We start from the raw sequence: 22,082 nt of genomic DNA, 5'->3' as shown, positions 1-22,082 counted from the left end.
ATTGCAATTCCAGCTGGAGTACTCGTTGTTTTACGCTGGCGTAATTGTGTGCTTCGACGAGAGGAGTGTTGGCAATCTCTGAGGTTTCCTTTAATAGTTTTCTAATGGTTTCAATTTTTTCAGTACACATGTTTTTTCAACTCTGCTTAATCATTCAATTTGGGGTTTTGATTGGTTCAGAGTAGTACGATGGTTTGGTATCCGCTCCCTTACGGTCGCGGCTCGGTTGTATGGACTCCATTAAACTAGTGTTCCAATAAAAACCGAGCCGTGACCGTAAGGGAGCGGATAACTAGGCTATAACTAAGCGTCTTAAATCAGCTGCAGACAAAACCGGCGTATTACTCTTGATGAGTTGTTAGTGCGATGGGATTTTATGGCTTGGAAATTCGATAGGATGAACGATAAAAGCAACAGTGCACTGCATCATGCTTTGATTTATTTTCTGTGCTTGTTCTAAGGTCATCAGGATTGCTTCCATCATTTGCAAAATTAGTCTTTTGCTCTTGCATTATGGTTAATAACTGCGTAATTCTAACACAGATTTATGAAGAAATAATTAAACGACTGTTGATCTAAGGTAAAATAGGCCCTTGTCTTATTCGATTCAGGTTTTATTGTGATATTCAGGAACGCTATCCAGGATTCTTAAACGTCAACCGACAAAAACCTTCCTTTGGGATTTTGGAAACGGACTGTTAGGAATTTTGCTCCGATTGCAAATGCAATGCGCTTGTCCTGTGAATTAAGATCGCAGTGTGTAACTTGCGCAATTGCGCGACACTCAGCGTTATCTAACTTGATGATGGATCGTAAATCAAGCATACGTTCTGTAATGAAACAAATACCATTCGGTGATATATCATTTATTTTCCCAATGCAAGGTATCTCTGGCCAGTAGGTGTAATAGTTTACAAAGCCTTCGATGTTTTTGCGATCAACCAAGCGCTTATGATGCGCCATTTCGAGATCGTTTTGGTTTGACCACAAAGGGGAACCACATTCAAAACAGTTCTCTACGTCTGTGTACCCTCGCTGATTCAAGTAGGGAGTCTTACAAAATAGACAATAATTTTGTATAGAGTCTTGCTTAGCCCTAGGGCTTTGCAGTATTGCCATGGATGATTTATCTTCAAGTGTTCTAGGCGTATCAGGGACCTCTTTGCTGAACTGCCCTACTAAACGTTTGTCATATTCTCGCCGTTTTTCGGGATTTGATAGAACAGCATAAGCCTCATTGACTAAGACGGCATTCCAATGTAAGCCACCTAGATCTGGATGTATCTTTAATTTTTGCATCAAAGTCCGATAACTTGCTTTTATAACTTCCAGAGGCGCGTCTGGAAGAACATACAGAATCCGATAATAATTTCTTCGATTGTTCATTTCACATCACGGATTGTGGACTGCTATTGATAATTATAGCGGTTCTGTTGTTGTCTGCACGCCCTTTCCAGCAAATGGAAAAACAATGGTGGTTATGCTATATGTTAGATAATGGTGGACGAATGGGCCATGAATTAAACATGAAATCAAAATCACAGACTTCTAATGAGACAATTCGACAGCTGGCAAATTATTTATTAGACCCCGAATCAAACAACAGACCTTTTCATGTGACACCAACCCAAAGTGGAGGCGAAAGTCAACACCCACTTATGGTAGAAGCAAACAGTATTCCCTTTGAAGGGAAGCCATCATTATCGAACGCATCCAAATTAACCAAAGGTTTTTCTGGACACCATGAATTTGCTCCAAAGGCCTGTGAGGAGGCAAGTCAAAACTTCAGTTCTTACCAATCCGGTACTGATAATTTGGACATCGAGGAGTCCATACGCCATGATATCTAACTCTGAAGAATCGATAGCATCAGGTTTTGTTGACAATGGAGAAATCGCTATTCTCTCCCTTCGGCCTAAACAATTGTTATTGACTTATGTGCGTGGCATAGCAAAACGTGTGTTGCACGAATCGGATAGCCTTCTTGATAAACTTTTAGACGATAATTATTTGGAGCAGCATGCGGTTCCAGTATGTACTAGTCGCTATGAGACACATACTGATCTCGATGATTTTATTCAAAATTACACCGATGTGCTTATCAATTTAATGCTGACTTCTTGGATGTGGCCTATCAATAAGTGGGGGTTCGATGCAAAAGACAAAGGGACTATAAAGTCTATGATGGCCACCGAATATCGACCTTTTGTATACATGGCGTCCAAAAACATACAGAGTCCATTGAAGCTTGCCGTTACTTATGCAAATCCAACTCGCGAACTGGTGGAAGATTTAGCTCGAAATTTAGACAATCGAAATAGCGATGAGGATTTGGAAACCCTTAGTTTCAAAGTGAGTTCAGGAATTGCAATTATCACGGACAATATCGATCGAGAACAGTACCGTAACCCAATGGAATACTGTAGTGCGCTTGCTAGCCCCATGAACTACCTAAAACCTCTTAGTAACAGCGCCGTGAAAGAGTTGCTTTTGTTCTATTATGGCAAAGAAGAGAAATTACCACCTCTTACCGGCGTGGAACACCTCAATAAATGGTTCAGTTTTACGACCAATCAAGGGCTGTATATGTTGACAAAACCATGGATGGCATCCATCTACCGACGAAGCATTCATGCGAGTGGTGATAGCAATTTCTTCTGATTCATCCCAATGAGAAAGGATATAAGCTACATCGCCTTCGTGCAAACAATGACAAAATAGAATCCATTTGTTTACTTAATAAACATGCAGTCATATAATAACCACCTCCATGTGGAGTAGTAATTCCTAAACTTGCTGAATCTATGAAGACTCTCGTTGATTCATTGAAGAATGTAATTGTTTAAAGTGGGAAAGTCTAAGTGAAAGATAAAACACTGCGAAATATTGATAAATTGCAAGCTGATTTTCGCAACTCCCCTGGACATCACTCTAAGAAATCACCAGTCGTAGGTACCAGAGCCAATGAACTACAACTCATTTATCGTTATAAAAATGTATTTGCCGAATATCAAGAAATTGTATACAGCCAACAACAATTAAATGTGATTCCCGTTGAGCTTAAAGCCAGGGCGGATGAAATATCAAAGAAAATCTATGCTGAATACATCATAAAATACTCGAAAATTGGATTAACTATCGAAAATTCATTGGATTGGACAGATACCGATCTGACAAGAACTTACCTATCCACCCTAGAAAACGAATGGAACACCTGGAAAGTAGAAGCTGTAGTTGCTAAACCAAATAACAGTTCCCATGTAAAAAATCAATTCTACAGACCCGCGTATATTTGCGCACTGCATGAGTTAATGCATGTTGAAGAAACATCCGCTGGAATTTTGGAGCATCAGAATGCGATGTTTAACTCAGTCAATGAAGTGCTAACCGTAACCAGAACTTTAATTTTGATTGATGAAGTGTACAAAAAAACCCTAAATATCGACATGGATATTCAAGTGGACTATGGAAACACTTTCAACTTGTTTGGAAGATCAATACAACAAGGAGAGCTAGCAAATTTTTATCGTAAACTAGACGCCAAATACCCATCGTTAGCAGAAGCATTGGTCTCCAAAGAATCCCTACAGTTTTTAGGTCAAACTGAACATACAGCAAGAATTAGTAGTGATAGTCTCCCACTGTCAAATAGTCTAAGTATGATGGTTCTGAGTGGTTTTATTGCTGCAGTAGGAATTGCTATCGTTGCACTAGCCTTTATCTCACTTAATGCGGCGACTGGCGGAGTTGCTGGGTTAGTTCTCGCAGGTGTTGGTAGCGCAGCTGCTCTTTCAGGGATCGGATTATTTGCGTTTGGTTCTCGACCAAACTCAAAGGATGTGCAGAATTTTTTCGAGATTAGTCCTACGTTGTATTAAAGACACCAACGATTACAATTTGATCGTAGAATAAGTTTTGTCGTCAGGTCGTTAAATGCAAATAATTCTCATTTGTATTATCGTTGCCATTAGCTTCAGTTTGATGGGGAAACAGCTCGTTGATTGAGTATTTTGGCAACCTTTGTATTCTAAGGAGAAATCATGAGATGTAACTATCTAGTTTGACAAACCAAAGACTAGCCCCTAAGATAGCCCTTGAATATAGATGGCGCGGGGTGCCGTAACATGGCTGAGAAATACCCGTCGAACTTGAACTGAGTCATATCAGCGTAAGGACGCCTTCAAAGAGTTGGTGTTATTTATTTTATAACACGACCCCCTTTTGCCATCCCTAACGTTTTTTATCCCTTACTTAGGAGCCATGGCAGGGATAGGATTTATTCATTTTCAACAGGTGGAGTTAGAGCATCTTGCTGGTGAGACTGTTTTTTTGCGCCTAGATCAATTAGCTGGTTTAGGATGCTGTTGCTTTTGTTCCATTCAATTTATAGTACCAGATAGAATTTTAGCCCAGCCAGAGCTCCTCAAGAGCTTCCTTAAGGCCACTCAAAGAGGAGCCGCGTTGGTTACTGAACAACCTGAACAAGCCTATGAATTGATAGGTCAATTCAAACCACAATTGCGGACTCCTCTTTATCAAAAAATCTTTATACGCACCCTCCCCTTTTTCTCCAGAACTTTGCTTAATGTGGACCGCGATTGGGATAAAGTTGCTCGCTACGCCAAACATTTAACTATCGTTGATGACAGTTACAAATACACGGAGTGTTTCACGAATCAATATGTACCTAAAACACCTTATTCTGATCTTGAACCCATTTCATGTTGTATTGATGAATAGATCGAATTTAAAACAGAGTCATGACTATGGATGAATTTGAACTAATCGCTCGATATTTTTCAGCAAAAGAATCAAAACCGAGAAAAGATGTCTTGTTAGGCATTGGTGATGACTGTGCCCTTTTAGATCTGCCACACGGGAAGCAGTTGCTTGTGAGCATGGATACATTAGTCTCTGGAGTGCATTTCCCTGAAACCACCATGCCGTATGATATTGGCTATAAGGCTCTCGCGGTCAATCTGAGTGATCTGGCCGCTATGGGAGCAAGCCCTGCGTGGATTACCTTGGCACTCACTATGCCAGAATTGAACGAGCAATGGCTTTCTGATTTTAGTCGAGGTTTATTTAGCCTGTGCTCCCAATTTGATGTGGCATTAGTCGGAGGGGATACAACTCGAGGCCCACTTTCTATTACTATACAAGCTCATGGTTTTATTCCCAAAGGCCAAGCAGTCAAGCGAAGCGGTGCTAGGAATGGTGATTTAATTTATGTCACAGGTCCCTTAGGTGATGCAGGCCTTGCCTTAAAACATTTAATCGGTGAATTGCAGTTGCCTAATGACTATTTACACTCCGTGATGACTCGGCTTAATCGGCCCTTTCCGCGAATCAAGGAAGGGCTTTTATTAAGAAATCACGCAACAGCAATGATCGATGTATCCGATGGACTAGTTGCGGATTTAGGTCATGTTTTAGAACAAAGCAAAGTGGGTGCTTCAATTGATTTACAAAAAATTCCTTTGTCCGAATTTGTAAAAAAATCTCTTCATCGAGAAGCAGCGTTGCAACTTGCGCTATGTGCTGGTGACGATTACGAGCTGTGTTTTACTGTCTCTCCTGAACACAAAAACGAACTAGAATCACTCATGAATGCGGAAGGATGCGCTGTATTTTGCATTGGTCGTATAAACAATGCTAGACAATTCGTTTTGAAAGATAAAGATCGTCTTCTAGATCCTAAACTATTTTTAGGCTACTCGCATTTTTAAACAACTCAACCTACCCCACACCTGGTCTATAATTATACAATATAGGTATCGGGGTTTATTCTGTGTACACCGCGGCGGATAAAACACTACAAGCTTTAAACAAAGAACTATATTGGTCATTAAGCCAAGTTAGAGAATTATTACTGGCAAAACAGATAAGACGCGCGGAAAGTGGTCGTCCTTTTAGCGCCTATGTATTGCAACATGACCAAAATGTACAGGGGGGTCATCAAAACCCAAACGATAGCTTCCATCAATTTCTAAATTTTGTAGCCAAAAACATCGAGCAATTCGAAAATGAAAGCTGCATGCAAATGATAGTTCATGACGGCAGGGCTCCTGGGCATTGGACTAATTTTTCTTTAATGATCAAGGATTCAAAAATACATGTTTTTGCTTGCGATTCTGCAGATGATACTCCCGGAGAAGACTCTCTCATCGAATTGCAAAAAATACTTGGAGATAAAGCGAACATTTATAAATTGCATCCGGATAAGTTGCCAGATATCAAAGGGCCAGGTGCAAGGAAAGATCCAAGGCGCCTCATCCAAAGCGGGAATTTTGAATGTTCTAGAATGGCTTTATACAATGCAGAACTACTGGCAAAAGCCGGTAGCGGATTTTTCAAAAAACTGATGGAAATGGAACCCCCAGGAACAGGTTATGAAACGCTACTTGATAACAACCTACAAATGAAGAAAGAACATGCCGTTGGAATTGATACTAGCCCCGAGCTTGCAAAGATTAAGTTGGTCAGGCCACAAGTCGCTGTTAGGATACTGCCAGCATTATATGGCGTCACCCAGTCTTGGAAACGTTTAAACGGTATTGTTGATGCTGATCCTCAAGAGACAATAGGAAACTCAGGAAGAAATCTCAGAGGATGGGCCGAGTATCACAGCAAAACAGTCGTTGTTGATGGGGAGAAAAAAAAGCAAAATTTTGCAATTATGGATAAAGCCAGTAAAATGGTAGAACATCTTGGAGAAATGAGAGCCAAAAATACTCCGTCTGAACTGGAAAAACTTTCTAACGTTATGCAAGATTGGACGCAGTCAGCACCATTAAAAGGCGTAAAACACCCTATACAACCTTCATTGAGTGCCAAAGTAGAACGAGTTCTGGATAAACTAATTGACGATTGCTCTAAGCAAATAGAGGCTTTGAAAGAAAAAGAAAGAGGAAGACCCCTTCACGAACGATTTACTTCTAAAACCAAGCGTTTTGTGACCACAGGTCATAGTCGTTCAGAAACACGTCAAGAATTATACGACTTCAAAAAAGAAGTGGAGCAACTTAAGGTAGACTTACTAGGCAAGAACCCCACTACTGAAGGGCTCCGACGAAAGCTAAATTTAGTAGTCAATTACCACCGAGTGTCTCCTAAAATTATCAGTGCTATAAAAAGTATTCTTCCTAAAATGAATGCTGATGAAATAGTTCAGTTTAAAAGAAAGTTACCGGCCGCAAGTGAACAAAATAGGCGTGTTGAAGAAAATCCTTTACAACATAAGTGTTAAAGAATAACTCTCACACCAGGTCGTACAAAACCAGTACATACTCAATCCATGCTTCTCTCCATGAGCGATAGTGTCTCTTAATCGCTAACTTTCCTCATTGTAAGTGCACAGAATTAACCTAAGTGCTATCCCCTTACTTGATTAACCTTGACAGTTAAATCAACTAAACACATCATGGTGATTCATTCCCTATGAACAATTGATGATGAAACTTCATACTATTTTGAAATTAATGAGATTCTGGCCACCCTTTTTGGGAGCAGGGATAAAAGTAAAGAGCTTTAATCCCGAATTAACAACCATTGTCGTGCAAATGAATATCAAGTTCTGGAATAGAAACTACGTTGGGACACATTTTGGTGGAAGCTTGTATTCAATGTGCGATCCCTTCTATATGCTCATGCTTATTCATCAACTGGGAAAAAACTATACTGTATGGGACAAGTCTGCTTCGATCCGCTATAAAAAACCAGCCAGAGGAACTGTTTTTGCAACCTTTGACTTAACTCCTCAGCATATCGAACTTATTCAAGATGCACTAAAAAGCAATACGAAAATGGAACAAGAGTTTACTATTCATGTTACGGATGCTTCAAACGAGATTGTTGCAGAAGTCAAAAAAATGCTGCACATCAGCAAACGAAGTTAGCGCTGCATTGTCTTGTCTACAAAAATAAAGATTAGACTTTTCAAATGAATAGTTATTCATTAAAGTGAAGGTTAGCTCACCTAAAAGGAATTTAGAATGAAACACTTACTGAAACTAGTTATGCTCATCGCTTTTTCTAACTGGGCATACGCAGATCCTACTGCCTCCCCAGAGGTTGTTCAGCTTAACGCCCAGATTCAACAGCAAATACAAGACTTACAAAAACAACAACAAGAACAGATTTCTGCATTAAACAGTCAAATACAGACTCAGATAAAGCAAATGCAAACGGATTTACAAAATCAAATTCAAACAGTGAATTCCCAAACGCAAGATCAAATGAAACAAATTCAGACTACTTTGCAGCAACAAATCGCTCAAGTACAACAACAAATTAAACCTCAGTAAATAGAGTTAATGGCATTAATGGGGAGAGGTCTACACGAAAATTGAATATCATCGGGGCGTACGAAAACCCCATGCCTACCGCATTTTATGTACGGTATCCAAGGTTCTGATAGGTGTGAAACATTGTTCTGGATACCGCTCTTAAATCTCAGTTCGTAGGGGGTACTGATTTCACGTAGGAAGCAGGGTCATTTGCCCCCCCTTCCTAATCCATTAAATCTTATTGGATTTATTATTAGAACCAGCCTCTTCCCTTGCTTGTTGTTCAGCGATGCTTTCAGGAATCAAGCTGTTTCTGACTGCCCGCATTAAGGGATATACTGAGTTCATCCATGAGGAATTTAGAAACCGACCGGATAAACCTCCCGTTTGCCGACCCATTTCCTGAATTGCCTCAGCACCAAAATGGACTTCGCCCTGAGGACCGCTTACCACCATCCCCTTGTCTAAATCATAACCCTTCTCTTTCAATTTCTTGGCTAGTTCAGGATTTTCGCGGGCATTGATAGCTTCCACATCCGGGCGCTTTAATTTTTTTACCGCTAAAGAACATACTGGGCAACTGCCATCATAAACAATGCAGTTTCCTGGAAGAGATTCAATTTCATTAGAAGATTCAGGTGCGTTTGTTGCTAGAGAACGATTAGGGACGTTGATAACCGGGCGATTTCTCGGTAACGCCACTCTAGTTGCTCCTAATACGGACTTCAAGAAAATTCCGTTGAGACGACTATGCATAATGTATTCCCTTTAATAAACCAATCGTGGGTGTATTATACATGATACAAGTATGATTACAAATTTTCCTAAGAATAAATGTGTAAAGCACTATATCCATTATTGTGCCAATGTTCGGGCGTATACCATCGTTGTATCATAAGCTTCTTTTGCCCATTTCATTTGTTCATTCATTCGCTCAATCTCAACAGGATCCTGCATCACTTCGTTTATCACTGTTGCGTATTTTTTAATGCATTGTTCCAGATCTTCATACATAGGAGTTGCTGAAGTAACGATTGACCATAAATTACGAACACTTTCATTCTCATCCCAAAGCGTATAATTTGCTTCAAAAGCCTTGTCCAAATTTTCAGCCAACACCCGTGCTGCCCGGCCACAAAAATAATATTCCATCGATCTTGGATCTTGTTCGATAAAATCTCTAATGATTTTATCGTTATCAAATTCCCCGGTTTTAGAAACAAGTGTTACCCTAGCTCTCTCGTCAGTTCGATTACAACCCGCCGCAGACAACAACATACTAATAGGCACATGTTCGCCAAGCAATTCACCGAACGTATATCGACCTTTCTCATTTTGCGATCTCATATCTTCTAATAATTCTGGATCGGTGATTTCACCTAATTGACCTTCATGAATCGAACCTTGAATCATACTTTCACTCATAATTGGAGTAGTTAACTTGCCAACGGTTAAACATCGCCAAAATCCGGAGGTAGGGATAAGGCTATCGTAAAGCACAAATTGTGTTTTTCCATCAGGCCCCTTTAATTCAATCAACGATTCATTGGCTGGCCAAGGCTTTGTTCTTTTATGGACCATAATATTCAAAGGATTGCCCTCTTTATCACGATGGATGGTGATTGTCGTCATATCAAATGGAGTTCCTGTAGCAAACAAAGATAAATTGTTCAACCATCGACCTGCCCCTTGATGAACAACAAGGGTTTCAATGACTCCACGTTTAGAGTACATCTTTTTTAAACCAGACATGTTTTCTCTATTAACACCTAACAGTTGGTTAGCACCACTCAATACCCAATGGCCTAAGACATCTGCAGTAGCGTTAGTTAAAATGGATATTGTTTGTATGGTTGAACCATCATGTCGCTGTACAATAGATGATTTAGAGTGGTTAACCAGTGATGAGCCCGCGGTGTAGCATGTTGTTGGATGATAGTTACCATCGGGCCCTTTTTTCATGCCACGATGCAATGTCGAATTAACAAAAACTCTTGATTCCAAGGGAACAGTCTTATAATTTCCATCCTCATCTTTAACAAACAGCATATTTTTGTGCCCCGATATTCTTGGCCCATGACTTTCAATCTCTTCACGTATATCTCTATAATCATTAATACTCCGGGTTGTAAATAAAGTCGCATCTGGGTAAATGGCTTCTTCAAGAGTCCGGGGGAGAAAATGAGTTGGATTACCTCCGAAATAGGGGCCAGCAATGTCTATCACTACCTCCCCGACAACGGTATCTGTAGAAACGATCGCCTCATCAGGATCTTGTCTTTCCACACGGGTCAAATTCCTTTGTTTTCGAAGATGTCTGTCAAGATCTCTATTTGATGTACTGAGTACCTTAGGAGTTTGTTCTTTTGAGATGATCAAAAACTCATTGACCTCTATTCCCCTGTTTTGTTTTTTTTGGGTGTGACATACAACCATTGCCTGTGCAGCCGGTTCTGTAGGTATGACGCGAGTGAGCACTCTGTCATCCTCATGGGCTATGGTGATAATTGTTCTCCCTATTTCTGTTTGAATAGCCCCTGTAAACCTTTTCCGTCCGAGTAAAATGGCTGATCGATATCCAGCAATTAATGAGTAATGCCTTTCAGAAGGTTTACCTGTGACATAAACGTCTGTTGCACTCCTCAAATCTATAGGAATCTCCGATAAAGTCTTTGTCAGATTACGTGACATATTTCGTCTGACATAATTGAAGCCGACTCTCCACATAGCCAACCATCCTATATGAATCATAAGTGATAACTTAATTATAGGATTTATTATAATTTTTGCTCAGACAGTCTTATTTTTGACTTTATGAAACAGGTCCAGGACTTACGAAAAACCCTAAGCTCGAGGCAGAAAGTCCTTTTAATGAGGGAGTTTAGATCAACTAAATGACCAAATTAAAACTACTTTTTAACGAAGAGATTGGGTGTTTTTCGTAAGCATTTCAAGCACCAAGTGCACCAGATAAACTAGATAGCTTCAAACAATTAACCCCTCATCTGCCCTTCTGGAACCTTCTCCCCATTCGTGGGACGAAGTGGAAATTGAAGGGTGTTATTTAGAAGTCCTGAGGTCTTTTTTTTTTGTGCTTACAGGAGTGTAAAATGGTCTCAGGGTTTTGCGTAAATCCTAATCCCACAAATTAATCAAAATTTACACATATTTTATGTGTCCATGCCCTACTATATACAACAATTACTACTATAATTTAAATAAGCCTTTATGAAATGGAGTTTCATGATGTACCCGCTCTCCAAAGGAAAGTCGTCTCCTAAAACAAGACATGATCTCTACGAGTTATTGCAAAAACACAGTATTAACGCGCTTCGGTATAAAAAAAATAAAGTTGAAAATAATTATCAACGAGAAGTAAGCTTACTTTCCCACTATTGTGCTTTGCTAATTAACACCTACAAAGAAAACCCAATATCGATCATTACTGTCATTGAATCTGCTATGAATGCCTCTCATGCAATGGAATTAAAAGCAATTGATGATGAGCTTCAATTGCTATTTAATCGCAGAAAAGCACTCCCAGCCAACAATGCTTATTGTGAGCGAGAAATAGCTGATCTAACCTTCAAAATTAGCGATTTAGAACTCAAAAAATCAACACCCATCACCGACGTAACGGAAGGTATTATTTTCGATGCACTTGACAGAGCATTCAAAAACGACGGCGCCAAAATACCTGTGGGCTTCAATTTGTACGACTACCAAAAGTCGTCAATGCGCTTGTTTCCTTAAATGGAGCTAAAAAATTAAGCAATCGTGTCGATCCCCTGCGGGATGAACCTATTTAAACATGACCTAACTCTCTGAAATGGTCTACACTTTGAAGAGGCGAATAAAAACTTAATAAGACATGACGACTGTCAACAAAGTAGGTGGTAGTTGTTTACGTTCAATTGAGAATTATCTTCAAGTTTCTCAAATTACTTCAGAAACTCCGTGTATTTTAGTGATTTCTGCCTCCTACGGCACAACCCAAGAATTATTAACCTGCTTGCAATTAGCCAGTCAAAAAAAACTGTACACATCCAAACTCAATCAAATCATTAACAAGCATTTAGAGATCATTAAATCGACAAATAAAAACTCCTTATTAGAGGCTGAGCTAATTCGAGATAAAAACGATATTTTCGCATTATTGCAAAGCATAAGTCTTTTAGGTAGCTATTCAGAACAACAAAGAGATTGGCTTTTAGGTTATGGAGAGTATTGGTCTAGTAAAATCATAGCTTCCTGCATGAATGCCGAATGGATAGATGCTGGTGAAATCATCACTATTCAAAGCCATCAGGGAATGGTCAATATCAATTGGAAAGAAACCAACAGACGATTACAAAAAAAACTTCGGGAATGCTCCTCTACAATCATTGTTATGCCTGGGTTTGTAGCCAGAACAACAAATGGTCAAAGAGCATTACTGGGTTTTAATGGCACTGATTACTCTGCAGCAATTATCGCAAAACTGATTAATGCTGAGCAATTTATAAAATGGACTGATGTTGACGGAATTTATACAGCTGATCCTAAACTGGTTAAATCAGCCTTTGCCATTTCGGAATTAAGTTATCAAGAAGCAGCTGAACTTGCCTATTTTGGAGCATCCATATTACACCCACAATCAGTTCAACCAGCAATCGAAGCGAATATTCCAATCATCATCAAGAATTTTCATAAATTAAATGCGCCAGGAACTAAAATTTGTAAAAACCCTGAGATCTCGAAATTTATCATCAGGGGACTGAGCTCCATTGCACATGTAGCAATGATTAATCTTGAAGGAAGTGGATTATTAGGCTTGTGCGGAGCAGCAGGTCGTTTGTTTAATGCTTTGGCAAGAGCCAATATTTCGGTGATTTTAATCAGCCAAGCAAGTTCAGAACACTCAATCAGTATTGTTGTCAAAGAGGAGTACGGCAGTGATGCATTGAATTTCATTCGCGACGAATTCAATGATGAATTAGCACATGATCTCATTCAAAATGTTGAATTAATCAATCAATGCGCTGTAGTTTCAGCAGTAGGCGATAAAATGTCAGGTACGCCAGGGGTTGCTGCGAAATTCTTTGAAATGATGTTTAGAGCGAATATTAATGTACTCGCAATCGCGCAGGGTTCTTCTGAACGCAATATTTCCATTGTTATTCGTAATCATCATGTTCAACGGGCATTAAGAGCCTTGCATGGTGGATTTTATTTATCGAGCAAAACACTGTCTATAGGGCTTATTGGCCCAGGGGGGGTAGGCTCTACATTAATCAAGCAAATTAAAGCCAATCGACTTCGTTTAAAACAAGAAATGAACGTGGATTTACAGATACGTGGAATAATGAATTCCAAAGCCATGTTGCTAAATGACAATAACAGTGATTTGACAACTTGGCAAAATCAACTCAAACAAAATCCTCTCAACAAGAATCTAAAGCAATTTCTAGCCCATATCGCCAGCGCTGAAATACCACATTCAGTGATCATTGATTGTACCACCTCTAGCGAAGTAGCCGATGAATACATCAACATCATAAAAAATGGTTGTCACATAGTTACCCCCAATAAAAAGGCTAATTCCGCGACTATGAAACAGTATAAAGAACTTCAATCTTGTGTGGCTGACCATAATCGCCACTATTTATATGAAACAACCGTTTGTGCAGGCTTACCAATCATTAAAACCATCCAAGAATTACTCGCTACAGGTGATGTTATTAAACGTATAGAAGGCGTTGTTTCGGGGACATTGTCTTATATATTTCATCAATGTGCTCATGGTGCTTCATTTGCGGACAGCGTTTTGCAAGCCTATAAGCTTGGGTACACTGAACCAGATCCTCGGGAGGATCTAACTGGACTTGACGTCGCTCGAAAATTCATCTGCTTGGGTAGAGAACTTGGGTATGAAAATGCTCTAGAAGAAGTGGAATTATTAAACTTGGTGCCAGTGAGTCTTATGAATGGGTCGGTTGAGAATTTTTTAACTCATTTAAAAAACCATCAATCCAAAATAGAACAGTTAATACAACATTTATTGAAAAAAAACACCGCAATCGCCTATGTTGGCGTGATACAGCATGGAAAAATTAGTATTTCCCTGAATGGATATCCTTCGTCTCACCCTTTTGCGAATACTCAAGGTACTGATAATATACTATTAATTCAAAGTAAGCGTTATGATAAACAACCATTAATTATTCAAGGTCCCGGTGCAGGAAAAGATGTCACTGCAGCAGGAGTATTCGCTGACTTATTAAAATTGGCGTCCATGTTATGATGAATCATCTAAAAACAGTGACCGCGTTTGCCCCTGCAACCTCTGCTAATGTGGCTGTAGGTTTTGACATTCTAGGTTTCGCTGTTGAGGGTGTGGGAGACAGTGTAACTCTAACAAAATCAAAAGAACCTCATTTAACCATTGAGTCGATTAATGGTTCCAAGTTGATTCCTTATGATTGCGAAAAGAACACAGCAACAGTTGCTTTACAAGCCATGTTGGGGTTTCTAGATAGTCGACAAGGGTTTAGTCTCATCCTCAATAAACAAATTCCGATAAGTTCCGGAATTGGCGGATCAGCCGCCAGTAGCGTAGCTGCTGTCGTTGCCTTGAATCATTTCTTATTGAATCCCCTCCCCCCGGAACAATTGATTGAGTTTGCATTGCATGGTGAAAAGGTCGCTTGTGGAGTCATGCATGGAGACAACGTAGTCCCTTGTTTGTATGGTGGAATGACTTTAATTCAATCTTTATACCCATTAAATATTATAAAACTACCTGTCGTTCCATTGCAGGTTGTACTTATTCATCCTCATTTATTATTACCAACTCGCGAATCTCGAGCTGTACTTAATGAGACCGTCGATTTAGCAACCTTCGTCAAGCAGAATGCACGTATGGCAGCGTTTATTAGTGGTCTGTATGAAGAAAACTACGATCGAATGGAGTCTGCTTGTATTGATGATGTTATTGAGCCTAAACGCGCGCATCTAATACCGGGTTTTTACGATGTAAAATCGGCTGCTCATCAATATGGAGCTATAGCATGTTCCATTTCAGGATCCGGTCCTACTATGTTTGCCTTTGCGAAAGAAAAATCACAAGCACTTACTATTGCGAAGCACATGAGCCTAGAGTTTAAGAAGAAAGGAATAGAAAGTGACTCTTTCATGACAACAATATCCAATCAAGGCGCGATAGTCATCGATGAAAAATAAAATGCAAAGCACAAGAGGGCAAGACATAGCATCTATCGATGAGGCTATTCGTTTAGGATTGGCACGTGATGGCGGGCTTTTTGTACCAACCCATTTCCCTAATTTATCCATTAAAAAATTTTATGAGTACGGAAGTTTTAAAGAGTTCTGCAAACAATTAATGGCTCCCTTTTTTACGCATAGCCAGATTGATATCAACGATGAATTTACTCAAAAAGTGTTTAATTTTCCGTTGCCTCTTCATTCCCTGGGTAAACAGAGCTATGCACTAGAGCTATTCCATGGACCTACTTTATCGTTTAAAGATTTAGGAGCCCAATTTTTCAGCGAGTGTTTGTCTATCCTTAGTGCAGGACAGAAAACTAAAGTATTGGTTGCGACATCAGGCGATACAGGTGGGGCTATCGCACAAGCATTGCATGGAAAGAATCCTATTGAAGGGATAATTTTGTTTCCAAAAGATAAAATCACTGCGAGTCAGCAAGCGCAAATAACTTGTTGGGGAGATAACATTCGTGCACTTGCAGTGAATGGCAGTTTCGATCAATGTCAAAGCCTGGTTAAAGAATCCTTTTCGAAACAAAATGTTGGAGAAGCGCTCACCACAGCCAACAGCATCAACATAGCACGCTTGCTGCCACAAATGATATTTTATGCCTACTCCAGCATTCGAATTGCAATCATGAATAATTGTTCGGTGAATTACATTGTTCCAAGTGGCAATTTAGGGAATGTAACGGCTTGTTATTGGGCAAAGTATTTAGGTTTTCCGATACAGCGTATTCTTATTGCAAATAATGCCAACCATGTGTTAAGTGACTTTTTAAAAAGAGGCTTTTTCAAAGCCAAACCATCTATATCTACCTTGGCCAATGCGATGGATGTTGGTGATCCAAGTAATCTAGAAAGATTACTCTCCTTATTTACTAGCTTTGAGGATTGCAAAAAGCACATGGACGTGGAGTCGGTGAATGATCAACAAATCAAAAACGCCATTATTTCCTGCTTTAAACAATATCATTATCTGATCTGCCCGCATACAGCCACTGCATTTCATCGTTTAAGCACGATGGATTTAACTGGGGCATGGGTGATTGTAGCAACTGCTCATCCTGCAAAATTTACCGAGGTCATTGAACCATTGATTAACACTACCGTCCAAATTCCTGCTTCTTTAAAAAACATGCTAAGCCAAAAACAGCACTATTCCATTATTGAGCCAAATTACCAATCGTTGAGTCATTATTTAAAAAATTAAAGGGATGAAACTAGCGACAATACTAGGGGACGGACCCCACTGGGGTCCGTCCCCATTCTTTGATCTCTGTGGTCCGTCCCCATTCTTTGATCTTGATAGCGAGAGGAGTGAGCCAGTGGGCCTTAATTTTGATGAACTATAAATTATCCCTTAAATTGTTCACTATACTGAATAGTAAATGCATGAAAGGACTCAATAATGCTTAGTCAATACAAGTTAATCCTCTTGGCATCACTAAACCTAATGCTATTCGCTCAAACCACCTTAGCGAATGATACGGCTGTTGGCGGAGAAGGCTCTTTGCCTGTCCCTATCTCACAGCCCAACATAGAAATGGTTAATGAAACCATTCGAATTACCGGAAAAGACTTGAACAGTCCAGCAATGAATGGTGCTTGGCAATACGATTGCAATTTCACCTTCCAGAATAGTTTGAATAAAGATCTTAACGTATCCATGGCCTTTCCATTTCCAATTAACAACGGTGAATCAGAAATTGCCATGCCTGAAGGCCAAAAGGCTACCGTTGGTAAAGCTCTGGTCTATGATTTTAAGGTTACAGTCAATGGATTTGAGATTCCCTCTCAGTCAGGGAAAATAGCTCCTAATCCCGATAAAAGTATGTACTATGAAGATGCCTATTATTGGAAGGTCAATTTTCCAGCTGATTCTAAGGTAATTATTCATCACGATTACATCACAGGGGCAACTTATGATGTCATGGGTTACCATTGGGTTCACTACGTTTTAAAAACCGGTTCTCTTTGGAAACACAATACCATAGGGCATACAACACTTGAGGTCAGGCCAAATACGCCAACGCGTTTATGTGATGAGATTGATTCAAACATTGACGTAACGAAACCTACTCCGGCTGGAATGCAGATTCAAGGAGATGGAGCCCATCGAAAATACATCTGGGATTTAAAACACTTTCAACCCAACGAAGACATGTCTTTGTGTCTGTTTACAGGTTTGAATTTTATTCGTTACAAGATCGTTTACAAATGGTTAAATACTGAAAATGCGGTAAACCAGCTAGCAAAATTGAGTTCCAAAGAACTCCGGATATTACGCAACTCCGTTTTTGCTCAATATGGACGTTCTTTTAAATCTCCTGATTTACAGAGCTATTTTAATCAGCAATGGTGGTATACCCTCAACCCCTCATACTCCGACCAGATGTTAACCACCGATGATAAGAAATTCTTGAACATGTTGAAGCAGGTGGACTAAAGAGCTTAGCTAGGGAGATACAATTCATCCCTCAGTAACCCTGCTCTGTTAGCTTACAGTTTGTGCGAACTGGTTATTTATATGCTAGTATTTTAACAAGCATCACAACTCTTTCAATAGCTATGAGTATTAATTGGAATATACTAAATGCTTTAAAGAACAACGACCCTGCTTATACTCATTTGAATTTACGCCTGAATAAAATTGACGCCTTTGATGCTCAGAATCTGGCCGATATTATTACGACAAATACGAATTTAGAAACTGTCTTATTAGGAGATAATTACATTGGCCCTTCTGGAGCAAAGGTGCTGGCCAAGGCATTGGTTCACAACACTACCCTCAAAACGTTGGGTTTAGAATACAACAACATTGGACCAGCCGGAATTAAGGAAATTGCAGAATCCATTAAAATCAATCAAAGCTTAACGCATATTCGACTGGATCATAACAATATCGGCCCGTCAGGAATTAAAGAACTTTCAGAGAGTCTAAAAATAAACAACAGCATTAAATCCATTAGCCTCTATGGAAACAGAATAGGAGATGAGGGAGCAATGTATTTAGCAGATGCACTTAGAGTCAATAAATGCATTGAAGAAGTCGATATCAGTAACAATAATATCTCTGTCCACGGAATTTCTGAAATAGCGAAAGCCATTAGTATTTCTAAAACGCTGCAAGTGATTAAGTTAAAAAATAATCCCCTTTTGTCAGAGGGCACAACTTATCTTGCTAAAGCGTTAAAAGTAAACCATTCACTGAAGCTATTGGATCTATCTGTTACTGGATTCGACGCAGTATCTGCACTTGATTTCGCACAAGCCCTAAAATCCAATAACAGTCTTTCTACCTTGATTTTAGAAAATAACTCTCTAAAACTTGCAGGAATAAAAGCGTTAGCAGAGGCTTTGAAAATAAATTCAGGATTACAGATGCTTATACTGGATAACACGGATATCGATGCCCAAAGTGCAAAGGAGATTGCGCTGTCCTTAAAATCCAACTCCCACCTTCATACGCTTTATTTAGATCATAACAACATTGGTGACGAAGGAACAAAATACATTGCTGAAGCACTAAAAGCGAACTCTTCATTAAAAACTCTTCATTTGGGATTTAATAACATCACTGGATTAGGCGCAGAAGAGTTAGGCACAATGCTTAAGCACAATGAAAGCCTTGAAGTTCTAAACCTCAGGGGAAACAGAATTAGCGACTCAGGTTCAAAATCATTGGCTAAAGGACTCGAAAAAAACAATACATTGCATACCATCAACTTAGTTCATAATAAAATCAATCCGACCGGCGCTGAATACTTATTCCACGCCCTTAAAATCAACAAGACCTTGTCTCAATTGTATTTAGGAAATAATGCCATTGGCGATGTTGGGGTTAAGTTTATTGCTGAAATTTTGCGTAACCATCCAAGCATTCGTTTGTTAGACATTGGCTTTAATCATTTAAATTCACTCTCTACTGGTGATTTGGCGGAGATAATTCGCACAAATACTAGTTTGCAAACGCTTAATCTTTGGGGCAATAAGTTTGAAGAAGAGTCGGCTCAACTCTTAATTGAAGCAATGAGAGACAATATTTACATCACTACCTTGAATGGTATTCACTGCCAAGAATACTTGGAGAGAAATAAGAAGATATTAATGAACTACTTAGAGCCCTTATGGCAATTAAAGAATCCTACAAAATTAACACTTTTAAAAGAAGTTACTGCTCTTATTCGAAATGACTACCCTGATATTGAATTAAACAATAAACCGTATCCTATTCAACTGGTGAATTTGTACAATGGTTTTCTTAAGCGAATCGAGGAACTATTGGATGTTCAATAAGCGCTACCGCAACTGGTTCTTTACGGTAACGCATTTGTACATCAGCAATTAACAACCAGAGGAAGTAATTGAAACTGAAGCTGGTGTAGTAGCATTAGGAGCTTGAGTGAAAGTGACCAAACAGTCAGTCTTTAAGGTATATGTTGTCGTACTACCGCTTGTTGCAACCGTAAAACCACTTGAAACAGTTACAGCACTTGTAATGCCTGCAGCAGAGGGATAGCCAAATACTAATCCAACTGAGGTGCCTTCCATGGTAATAGTTCCTGTAGGTCCTGTAGCTCCTGTTGCAAGAGCAGCACCATGTGCAGTGACATTAGCAGAGTTCAATGCACCAGCTAAACCATTCAAGTCTGCTATATTGGCTTGAGTGCTAAAATCATAGAATTTAGGTATTGCAAAAGCAGCCAAAATACCTAATATAACCATGACTACCACTAGCTCAATTAAAGTAAACCCTTTTAATTTTCTCATTCTCTTTTCCTTAACTGTTAAAAACCAATCACAAAACAAAGTGCACAATTAGCTACCAACTTTGACAGCCCCAGATTCGTTTATCTCGACACCATTGATAATCAGACACGTTAAAGCCGACAACCCCATTTTTACAGTATAGTCCAATAACAATTTTGTGGTCAATTTTTGACCTAAAATAAGAGTTACTGTGCACTGTATAAGACAGGGAGTGATTTTTAGAATCATAGCTCCACCCTCCAGATGTCGCTCGAGAATCACCCAAAGTATCTAAGCCATCTATGCCCATTCCCTTAAATAGAGATGGGTTTTCTAAAATTTTGCAGTGTTTGTCTTTTGATTCAGACACCATATTATGGTACCGGATCATTTGTTGGAAATTTAAAAAACTAACATCCACTGATACTTGTTCAATAGAGGCTTGTATTATTGAAAAAAACCGCAAAAAAATTCCAACCAACAAAGCCATTACAATTATCACTATGACAAAATGAAACCGCGATAAGCGGTATGATTTGCTTAAGTCGATCATTTATGACTCACCAAGTTAGCTAAGTTCCACATTGGCAAAAAGACTCCCAAAGCCAGAATCAATACCATGCCACCGATCACAACCAATAGAATAGGTTCTATGATGTCGCTTAATCGAACGATGTCATAATCAATCTCTCTTTGGTAGAAATCTGCCACCTCGTCCAATAGATGATCGATGGTACCACTCTCCTCCCCCAGCAAGATCATCTGAATGACTAAAGGAGGGAAAAGCTGTGTCTTATCAACCGCGCTAGCTATCGTATTACCTCGCACGATCAAATCAGTAACTCCTTTTATTTTTTGTGCCATATAAGCGTTATTAGTCGTAGCACCAACCATTTGGATTCCCTCAACGGCAGTGATCCCAGCTCTTAGAACTAAGGCCATGAGTCGAGCAAAACGGGCTAGTAAGATTCGGTGAATCAACCACCCAACCACAGGAATTTTAAGCTCGAACTTTCCCCAAGCGATAGCTCCTTCTGGCGTAGCAATATAAGCACGAAAACCAATAATTCCTAGTAATATCAATCCGATAACTATATACCAATAATGAATGATAAAATTAGAGCTTACAATCAATATTTTTGTTGGGAGGGGCAATTCACCTTGAAAATTGACATATAGTTTTGAAAATGCTGGAACAACAAACACGTTAATCACAATCAATGCAATCAAAATAGAACTCATGACCATGATGGGATAGCGCATAGCCGTTTTGACTTTTTGCGTAATATCAATTTCCATTTCTAGGTAATCTGCCAAATGCAGGAAGATACGATCCAAATTACCTGTGTTTTCGCCAACAACGATGAGATTGAGAAAAAAATCATCGAAAATAGTTGGGTATTGTGCCATGGCTACATGCAATGAACTGCCTTTATTTAAATTGGCGACAATCGTCTGAAAAGCTTCTGCTAAAAGGGGATTGTTCGTCGTCTCAGACAATCTTTGTATCGACTCCGACAAGGGAATACCAGCATGAGTTAAGGAATACATTTGTCGACAAAACATATGTAACTCATCATGAGTCACTTTAGAAAAAAAGTGGGATATCTTTTTTTTGCGATTAGTTAATTTTTTGACTGCCTGCAATGAAATGTCTACAGGCATTAAGCCGTCAGCTAAAAGCTGATTTGCAAGCTCTTCAGCATTAGGCGCAACTTTTTGTCCATTTACTGCTTTACCCTGTTGATCACGGGCACTGTAGTAAAACTCTGGCAT

The 22,082-nt window shown here is 39.4% G+C and carries 19 protein-coding genes, 1 pseudogene and 1 riboswitch; of the genes and pseudogenes, 14 read left to right on the top strand and 6 right to left on the bottom strand.

Annotated features, from left to right (window positions below; all coding sequences use genetic code 11):
- Positions 1-648 precede the first annotated feature (648 nt).
- Complete coding sequence (locus Lwal_RS02655; protein WP_083500020.1) at positions 649-1,386, bottom strand: J domain-containing protein; 738 nt, start codon at positions 1,384-1,386, stop codon at positions 649-651.
- A 26-nt stretch (positions 1,387-1,412) separates the two neighbouring features.
- On the opposite strand from Lwal_RS02655, the gene Lwal_RS02650 reads away from it, so the two are divergent.
- The 8 genes and pseudogenes from Lwal_RS02650 (at position 1,413) to Lwal_RS02615 (ending at position 8,306) form a co-directional block, all read left to right on the top strand.
- Positions 1,413-1,850: a hypothetical protein gene (locus tag Lwal_RS02650; RefSeq protein WP_133141254.1), complete on the top strand. Its 438-nt coding sequence runs from the start codon at positions 1,413-1,415 to the stop codon at positions 1,848-1,850.
- A complete protein-coding gene (locus Lwal_RS02645; RefSeq protein WP_058479373.1) occupies positions 1,840-2,661 on the top strand; it encodes a hypothetical protein in 822 nt (273 codons plus the stop codon). Before Lwal_RS02650 ends, Lwal_RS02645 begins: the two co-directional genes overlap by 11 nt.
- Positions 2,662-2,861: 200 nt before the next feature.
- Entirely contained in the window at positions 2,862-3,878 is a 1,017-nt protein-coding gene (locus tag Lwal_RS02640; protein ID WP_058479372.1) for a hypothetical protein, read from the top strand.
- 222 nt (positions 3,879-4,100) lie between these two features.
- Positions 4,101-4,192: riboswitch (TPP riboswitch) on the top strand.
- Between the two features lie 74 nt (positions 4,193-4,266).
- Positions 4,267-4,740, top strand: a pseudogene (locus Lwal_RS02635) (ABC transporter substrate-binding protein); the annotation flags it as partial.
- Between the two features lie 26 nt (positions 4,741-4,766).
- A complete protein-coding gene (thiL, locus tag Lwal_RS02630) occupies positions 4,767-5,729 on the top strand; it encodes a thiamine-phosphate kinase (protein ID WP_157737781.1) in 963 nt (320 codons plus the stop codon).
- A 62-nt stretch (positions 5,730-5,791) separates the two neighbouring features.
- Positions 5,792-7,249, top strand: coding sequence for a hypothetical protein (locus Lwal_RS02625; protein WP_058479370.1), 1,458 nt, complete (start codon positions 5,792-5,794; stop codon positions 7,247-7,249).
- 202 nt (positions 7,250-7,451) lie between these two features.
- The gene (locus tag Lwal_RS02620) at positions 7,452-7,898 is read left to right on the top strand and encodes a YiiD C-terminal domain-containing protein (RefSeq protein ID WP_231951027.1); all 447 of its coding nucleotides are present in this window, start codon (positions 7,452-7,454) and stop codon (positions 7,896-7,898) included.
- A gap of 96 nt (positions 7,899-7,994) precedes the next feature.
- On the top strand, positions 7,995-8,306 hold the full coding sequence (locus tag Lwal_RS02615; RefSeq protein ID WP_065235637.1) for a hypothetical protein: 312 nt from the start codon (positions 7,995-7,997) through the stop codon (positions 8,304-8,306).
- Between the two features lie 213 nt (positions 8,307-8,519).
- Here the strand turns inward: Lwal_RS02615 and Lwal_RS02610 are convergent, their stop codons facing one another.
- Complete coding sequence (locus Lwal_RS02610; protein ID WP_083500018.1) at positions 8,520-9,044, bottom strand: DCC1-like thiol-disulfide oxidoreductase family protein; 525 nt, start codon at positions 9,042-9,044, stop codon at positions 8,520-8,522.
- A 99-nt stretch (positions 9,045-9,143) separates the two neighbouring features.
- Positions 9,144-10,979 carry a hypothetical protein gene (locus Lwal_RS02605; RefSeq protein ID WP_058479368.1) on the bottom strand — a complete coding sequence of 612 codons (1,836 nt, stop codon included), beginning with the start codon at positions 10,977-10,979 and terminating at the stop codon, positions 9,144-9,146.
- A gap of 552 nt (positions 10,980-11,531) precedes the next feature.
- Between Lwal_RS02605 and Lwal_RS02600 the strand changes: the two genes are divergently transcribed.
- From Lwal_RS02600 to Lwal_RS02575, 6 genes are all read left to right on the top strand, one after another.
- Positions 11,532-12,041 (top strand): hypothetical protein, encoded by a 510-nt coding sequence (locus tag Lwal_RS02600; RefSeq protein WP_133141255.1) that lies wholly within the window; start codon positions 11,532-11,534, stop codon positions 12,039-12,041.
- Positions 12,042-12,159: 118 nt separating this feature from the next.
- Complete coding sequence (thrA, locus tag Lwal_RS02595) at positions 12,160-14,571, top strand: bifunctional aspartate kinase/homoserine dehydrogenase I (RefSeq protein WP_058479366.1); 2,412 nt, start codon at positions 12,160-12,162, stop codon at positions 14,569-14,571.
- The gene (locus Lwal_RS02590; RefSeq protein ID WP_058479365.1) at positions 14,568-15,509 is read left to right on the top strand and encodes a homoserine kinase; all 942 of its coding nucleotides are present in this window, start codon (positions 14,568-14,570) and stop codon (positions 15,507-15,509) included. Before thrA ends, Lwal_RS02590 begins: the two co-directional genes overlap by 4 nt.
- Entirely contained in the window at positions 15,499-16,767 is a 1,269-nt protein-coding gene (gene thrC / locus Lwal_RS02585) for a threonine synthase (protein ID WP_058479364.1), read from the top strand. Before Lwal_RS02590 ends, thrC begins: the two co-directional genes overlap by 11 nt.
- Positions 16,768-16,965: 198 nt before the next feature.
- On the top strand, positions 16,966-18,003 hold the full coding sequence (locus tag Lwal_RS02580; protein ID WP_058479363.1) for a YARHG domain-containing protein: 1,038 nt from the start codon (positions 16,966-16,968) through the stop codon (positions 18,001-18,003).
- A gap of 122 nt (positions 18,004-18,125) precedes the next feature.
- Complete coding sequence (locus Lwal_RS02575) at positions 18,126-19,853, top strand: leucine-rich repeat domain-containing protein (RefSeq protein ID WP_058479362.1); 1,728 nt, start codon at positions 18,126-18,128, stop codon at positions 19,851-19,853.
- Positions 19,854-19,901: 48 nt separating this feature from the next.
- On the opposite strand, the gene Lwal_RS02570 is transcribed toward Lwal_RS02575, so the two are convergent.
- From Lwal_RS02570 to Lwal_RS02560, 3 genes are read right to left on the bottom strand one after another with little or no spacing between them, the layout of a single operon-like run.
- Positions 19,902-20,327, bottom strand: a complete 426-nt coding sequence (locus Lwal_RS02570; RefSeq protein WP_058479361.1) for a type II secretion system protein — start codon at positions 20,325-20,327, stop codon at positions 19,902-19,904.
- 52 nt (positions 20,328-20,379) lie between these two features.
- A complete protein-coding gene (locus tag Lwal_RS02565) occupies positions 20,380-20,859 on the bottom strand; it encodes a hypothetical protein (protein WP_058479360.1) in 480 nt (159 codons plus the stop codon).
- On the bottom strand, positions 20,856-22,082 hold the full coding sequence (locus tag Lwal_RS02560; RefSeq protein ID WP_058479359.1) for a type II secretion system F family protein: 1,227 nt from the start codon (positions 22,080-22,082) through the stop codon (positions 20,856-20,858). Before Lwal_RS02560 ends, Lwal_RS02565 begins: the two co-directional genes overlap by 4 nt.

The sequence above is a fragment of the Legionella waltersii genome, from assembly GCF_001468085.1.
Classification (GTDB): Bacteria; Pseudomonadota; Gammaproteobacteria; order Legionellales; family Legionellaceae; genus Legionella; species Legionella waltersii.
This window is presented reverse-complemented; position numbering and strand designations above follow the sequence as displayed.

Excerpts from the sequence above, each read along its gene's own strand:
- thiL (WP_157737781.1), top strand. The coding sequence starts at position 4,767 with ATGGATGAATTTGAACTAATCGCTCGATATTTTTCAGCAAAAGAATCA.
- Lwal_RS02590 (WP_058479365.1), top strand. The coding sequence starts at position 14,568 with ATGATGAATCATCTAAAAACAGTGACCGCGTTTGCCCCTGCAACCTCT.
- thrA (WP_058479366.1), top strand. The coding sequence starts at position 12,160 with ATGACGACTGTCAACAAAGTAGGTGGTAGTTGTTTACGTTCAATTGAG.
- Lwal_RS02605 (WP_058479368.1), bottom strand. The coding sequence starts at position 10,979 with ATGTCACGTAATCTGACAAAGACTTTATCGGAGATTCCTATAGATTTG.
- thrC (WP_058479364.1), top strand. The coding sequence starts at position 15,499 with ATGAAAAATAAAATGCAAAGCACAAGAGGGCAAGACATAGCATCTATC.
- Lwal_RS02610 (WP_083500018.1), bottom strand. The coding sequence starts at position 9,044 with ATGCATAGTCGTCTCAACGGAATTTTCTTGAAGTCCGTATTAGGAGCA.
- Lwal_RS02615 (WP_065235637.1), top strand. The coding sequence starts at position 7,995 with ATGAAACACTTACTGAAACTAGTTATGCTCATCGCTTTTTCTAACTGG.
- Lwal_RS02580 (WP_058479363.1), top strand. The coding sequence starts at position 16,966 with ATGCTTAGTCAATACAAGTTAATCCTCTTGGCATCACTAAACCTAATG.
- Lwal_RS02570 (WP_058479361.1), bottom strand. The coding sequence starts at position 20,327 with ATGAGAAAATTAAAAGGGTTTACTTTAATTGAGCTAGTGGTAGTCATG.
- Lwal_RS02575 (WP_058479362.1), top strand. The coding sequence starts at position 18,126 with ATGAGTATTAATTGGAATATACTAAATGCTTTAAAGAACAACGACCCT.
- Lwal_RS02620 (WP_231951027.1), top strand. The coding sequence starts at position 7,452 with ATGATGAAACTTCATACTATTTTGAAATTAATGAGATTCTGGCCACCC.
- Lwal_RS02600 (WP_133141255.1), top strand. The coding sequence starts at position 11,532 with ATGATGTACCCGCTCTCCAAAGGAAAGTCGTCTCCTAAAACAAGACAT.
- Lwal_RS02560 (WP_058479359.1), bottom strand. The coding sequence starts at position 22,082 with ATGCCAGAGTTTTACTACAGTGCCCGTGATCAACAGGGTAAAGCAGTA.
- Lwal_RS02655 (WP_083500020.1), bottom strand. The coding sequence starts at position 1,386 with ATGAACAATCGAAGAAATTATTATCGGATTCTGTATGTTCTTCCAGAC.
- Lwal_RS02645 (WP_058479373.1), top strand. The coding sequence starts at position 1,840 with ATGATATCTAACTCTGAAGAATCGATAGCATCAGGTTTTGTTGACAAT.
- Lwal_RS02565 (WP_058479360.1), bottom strand. The coding sequence starts at position 20,859 with ATGATCGACTTAAGCAAATCATACCGCTTATCGCGGTTTCATTTTGTC.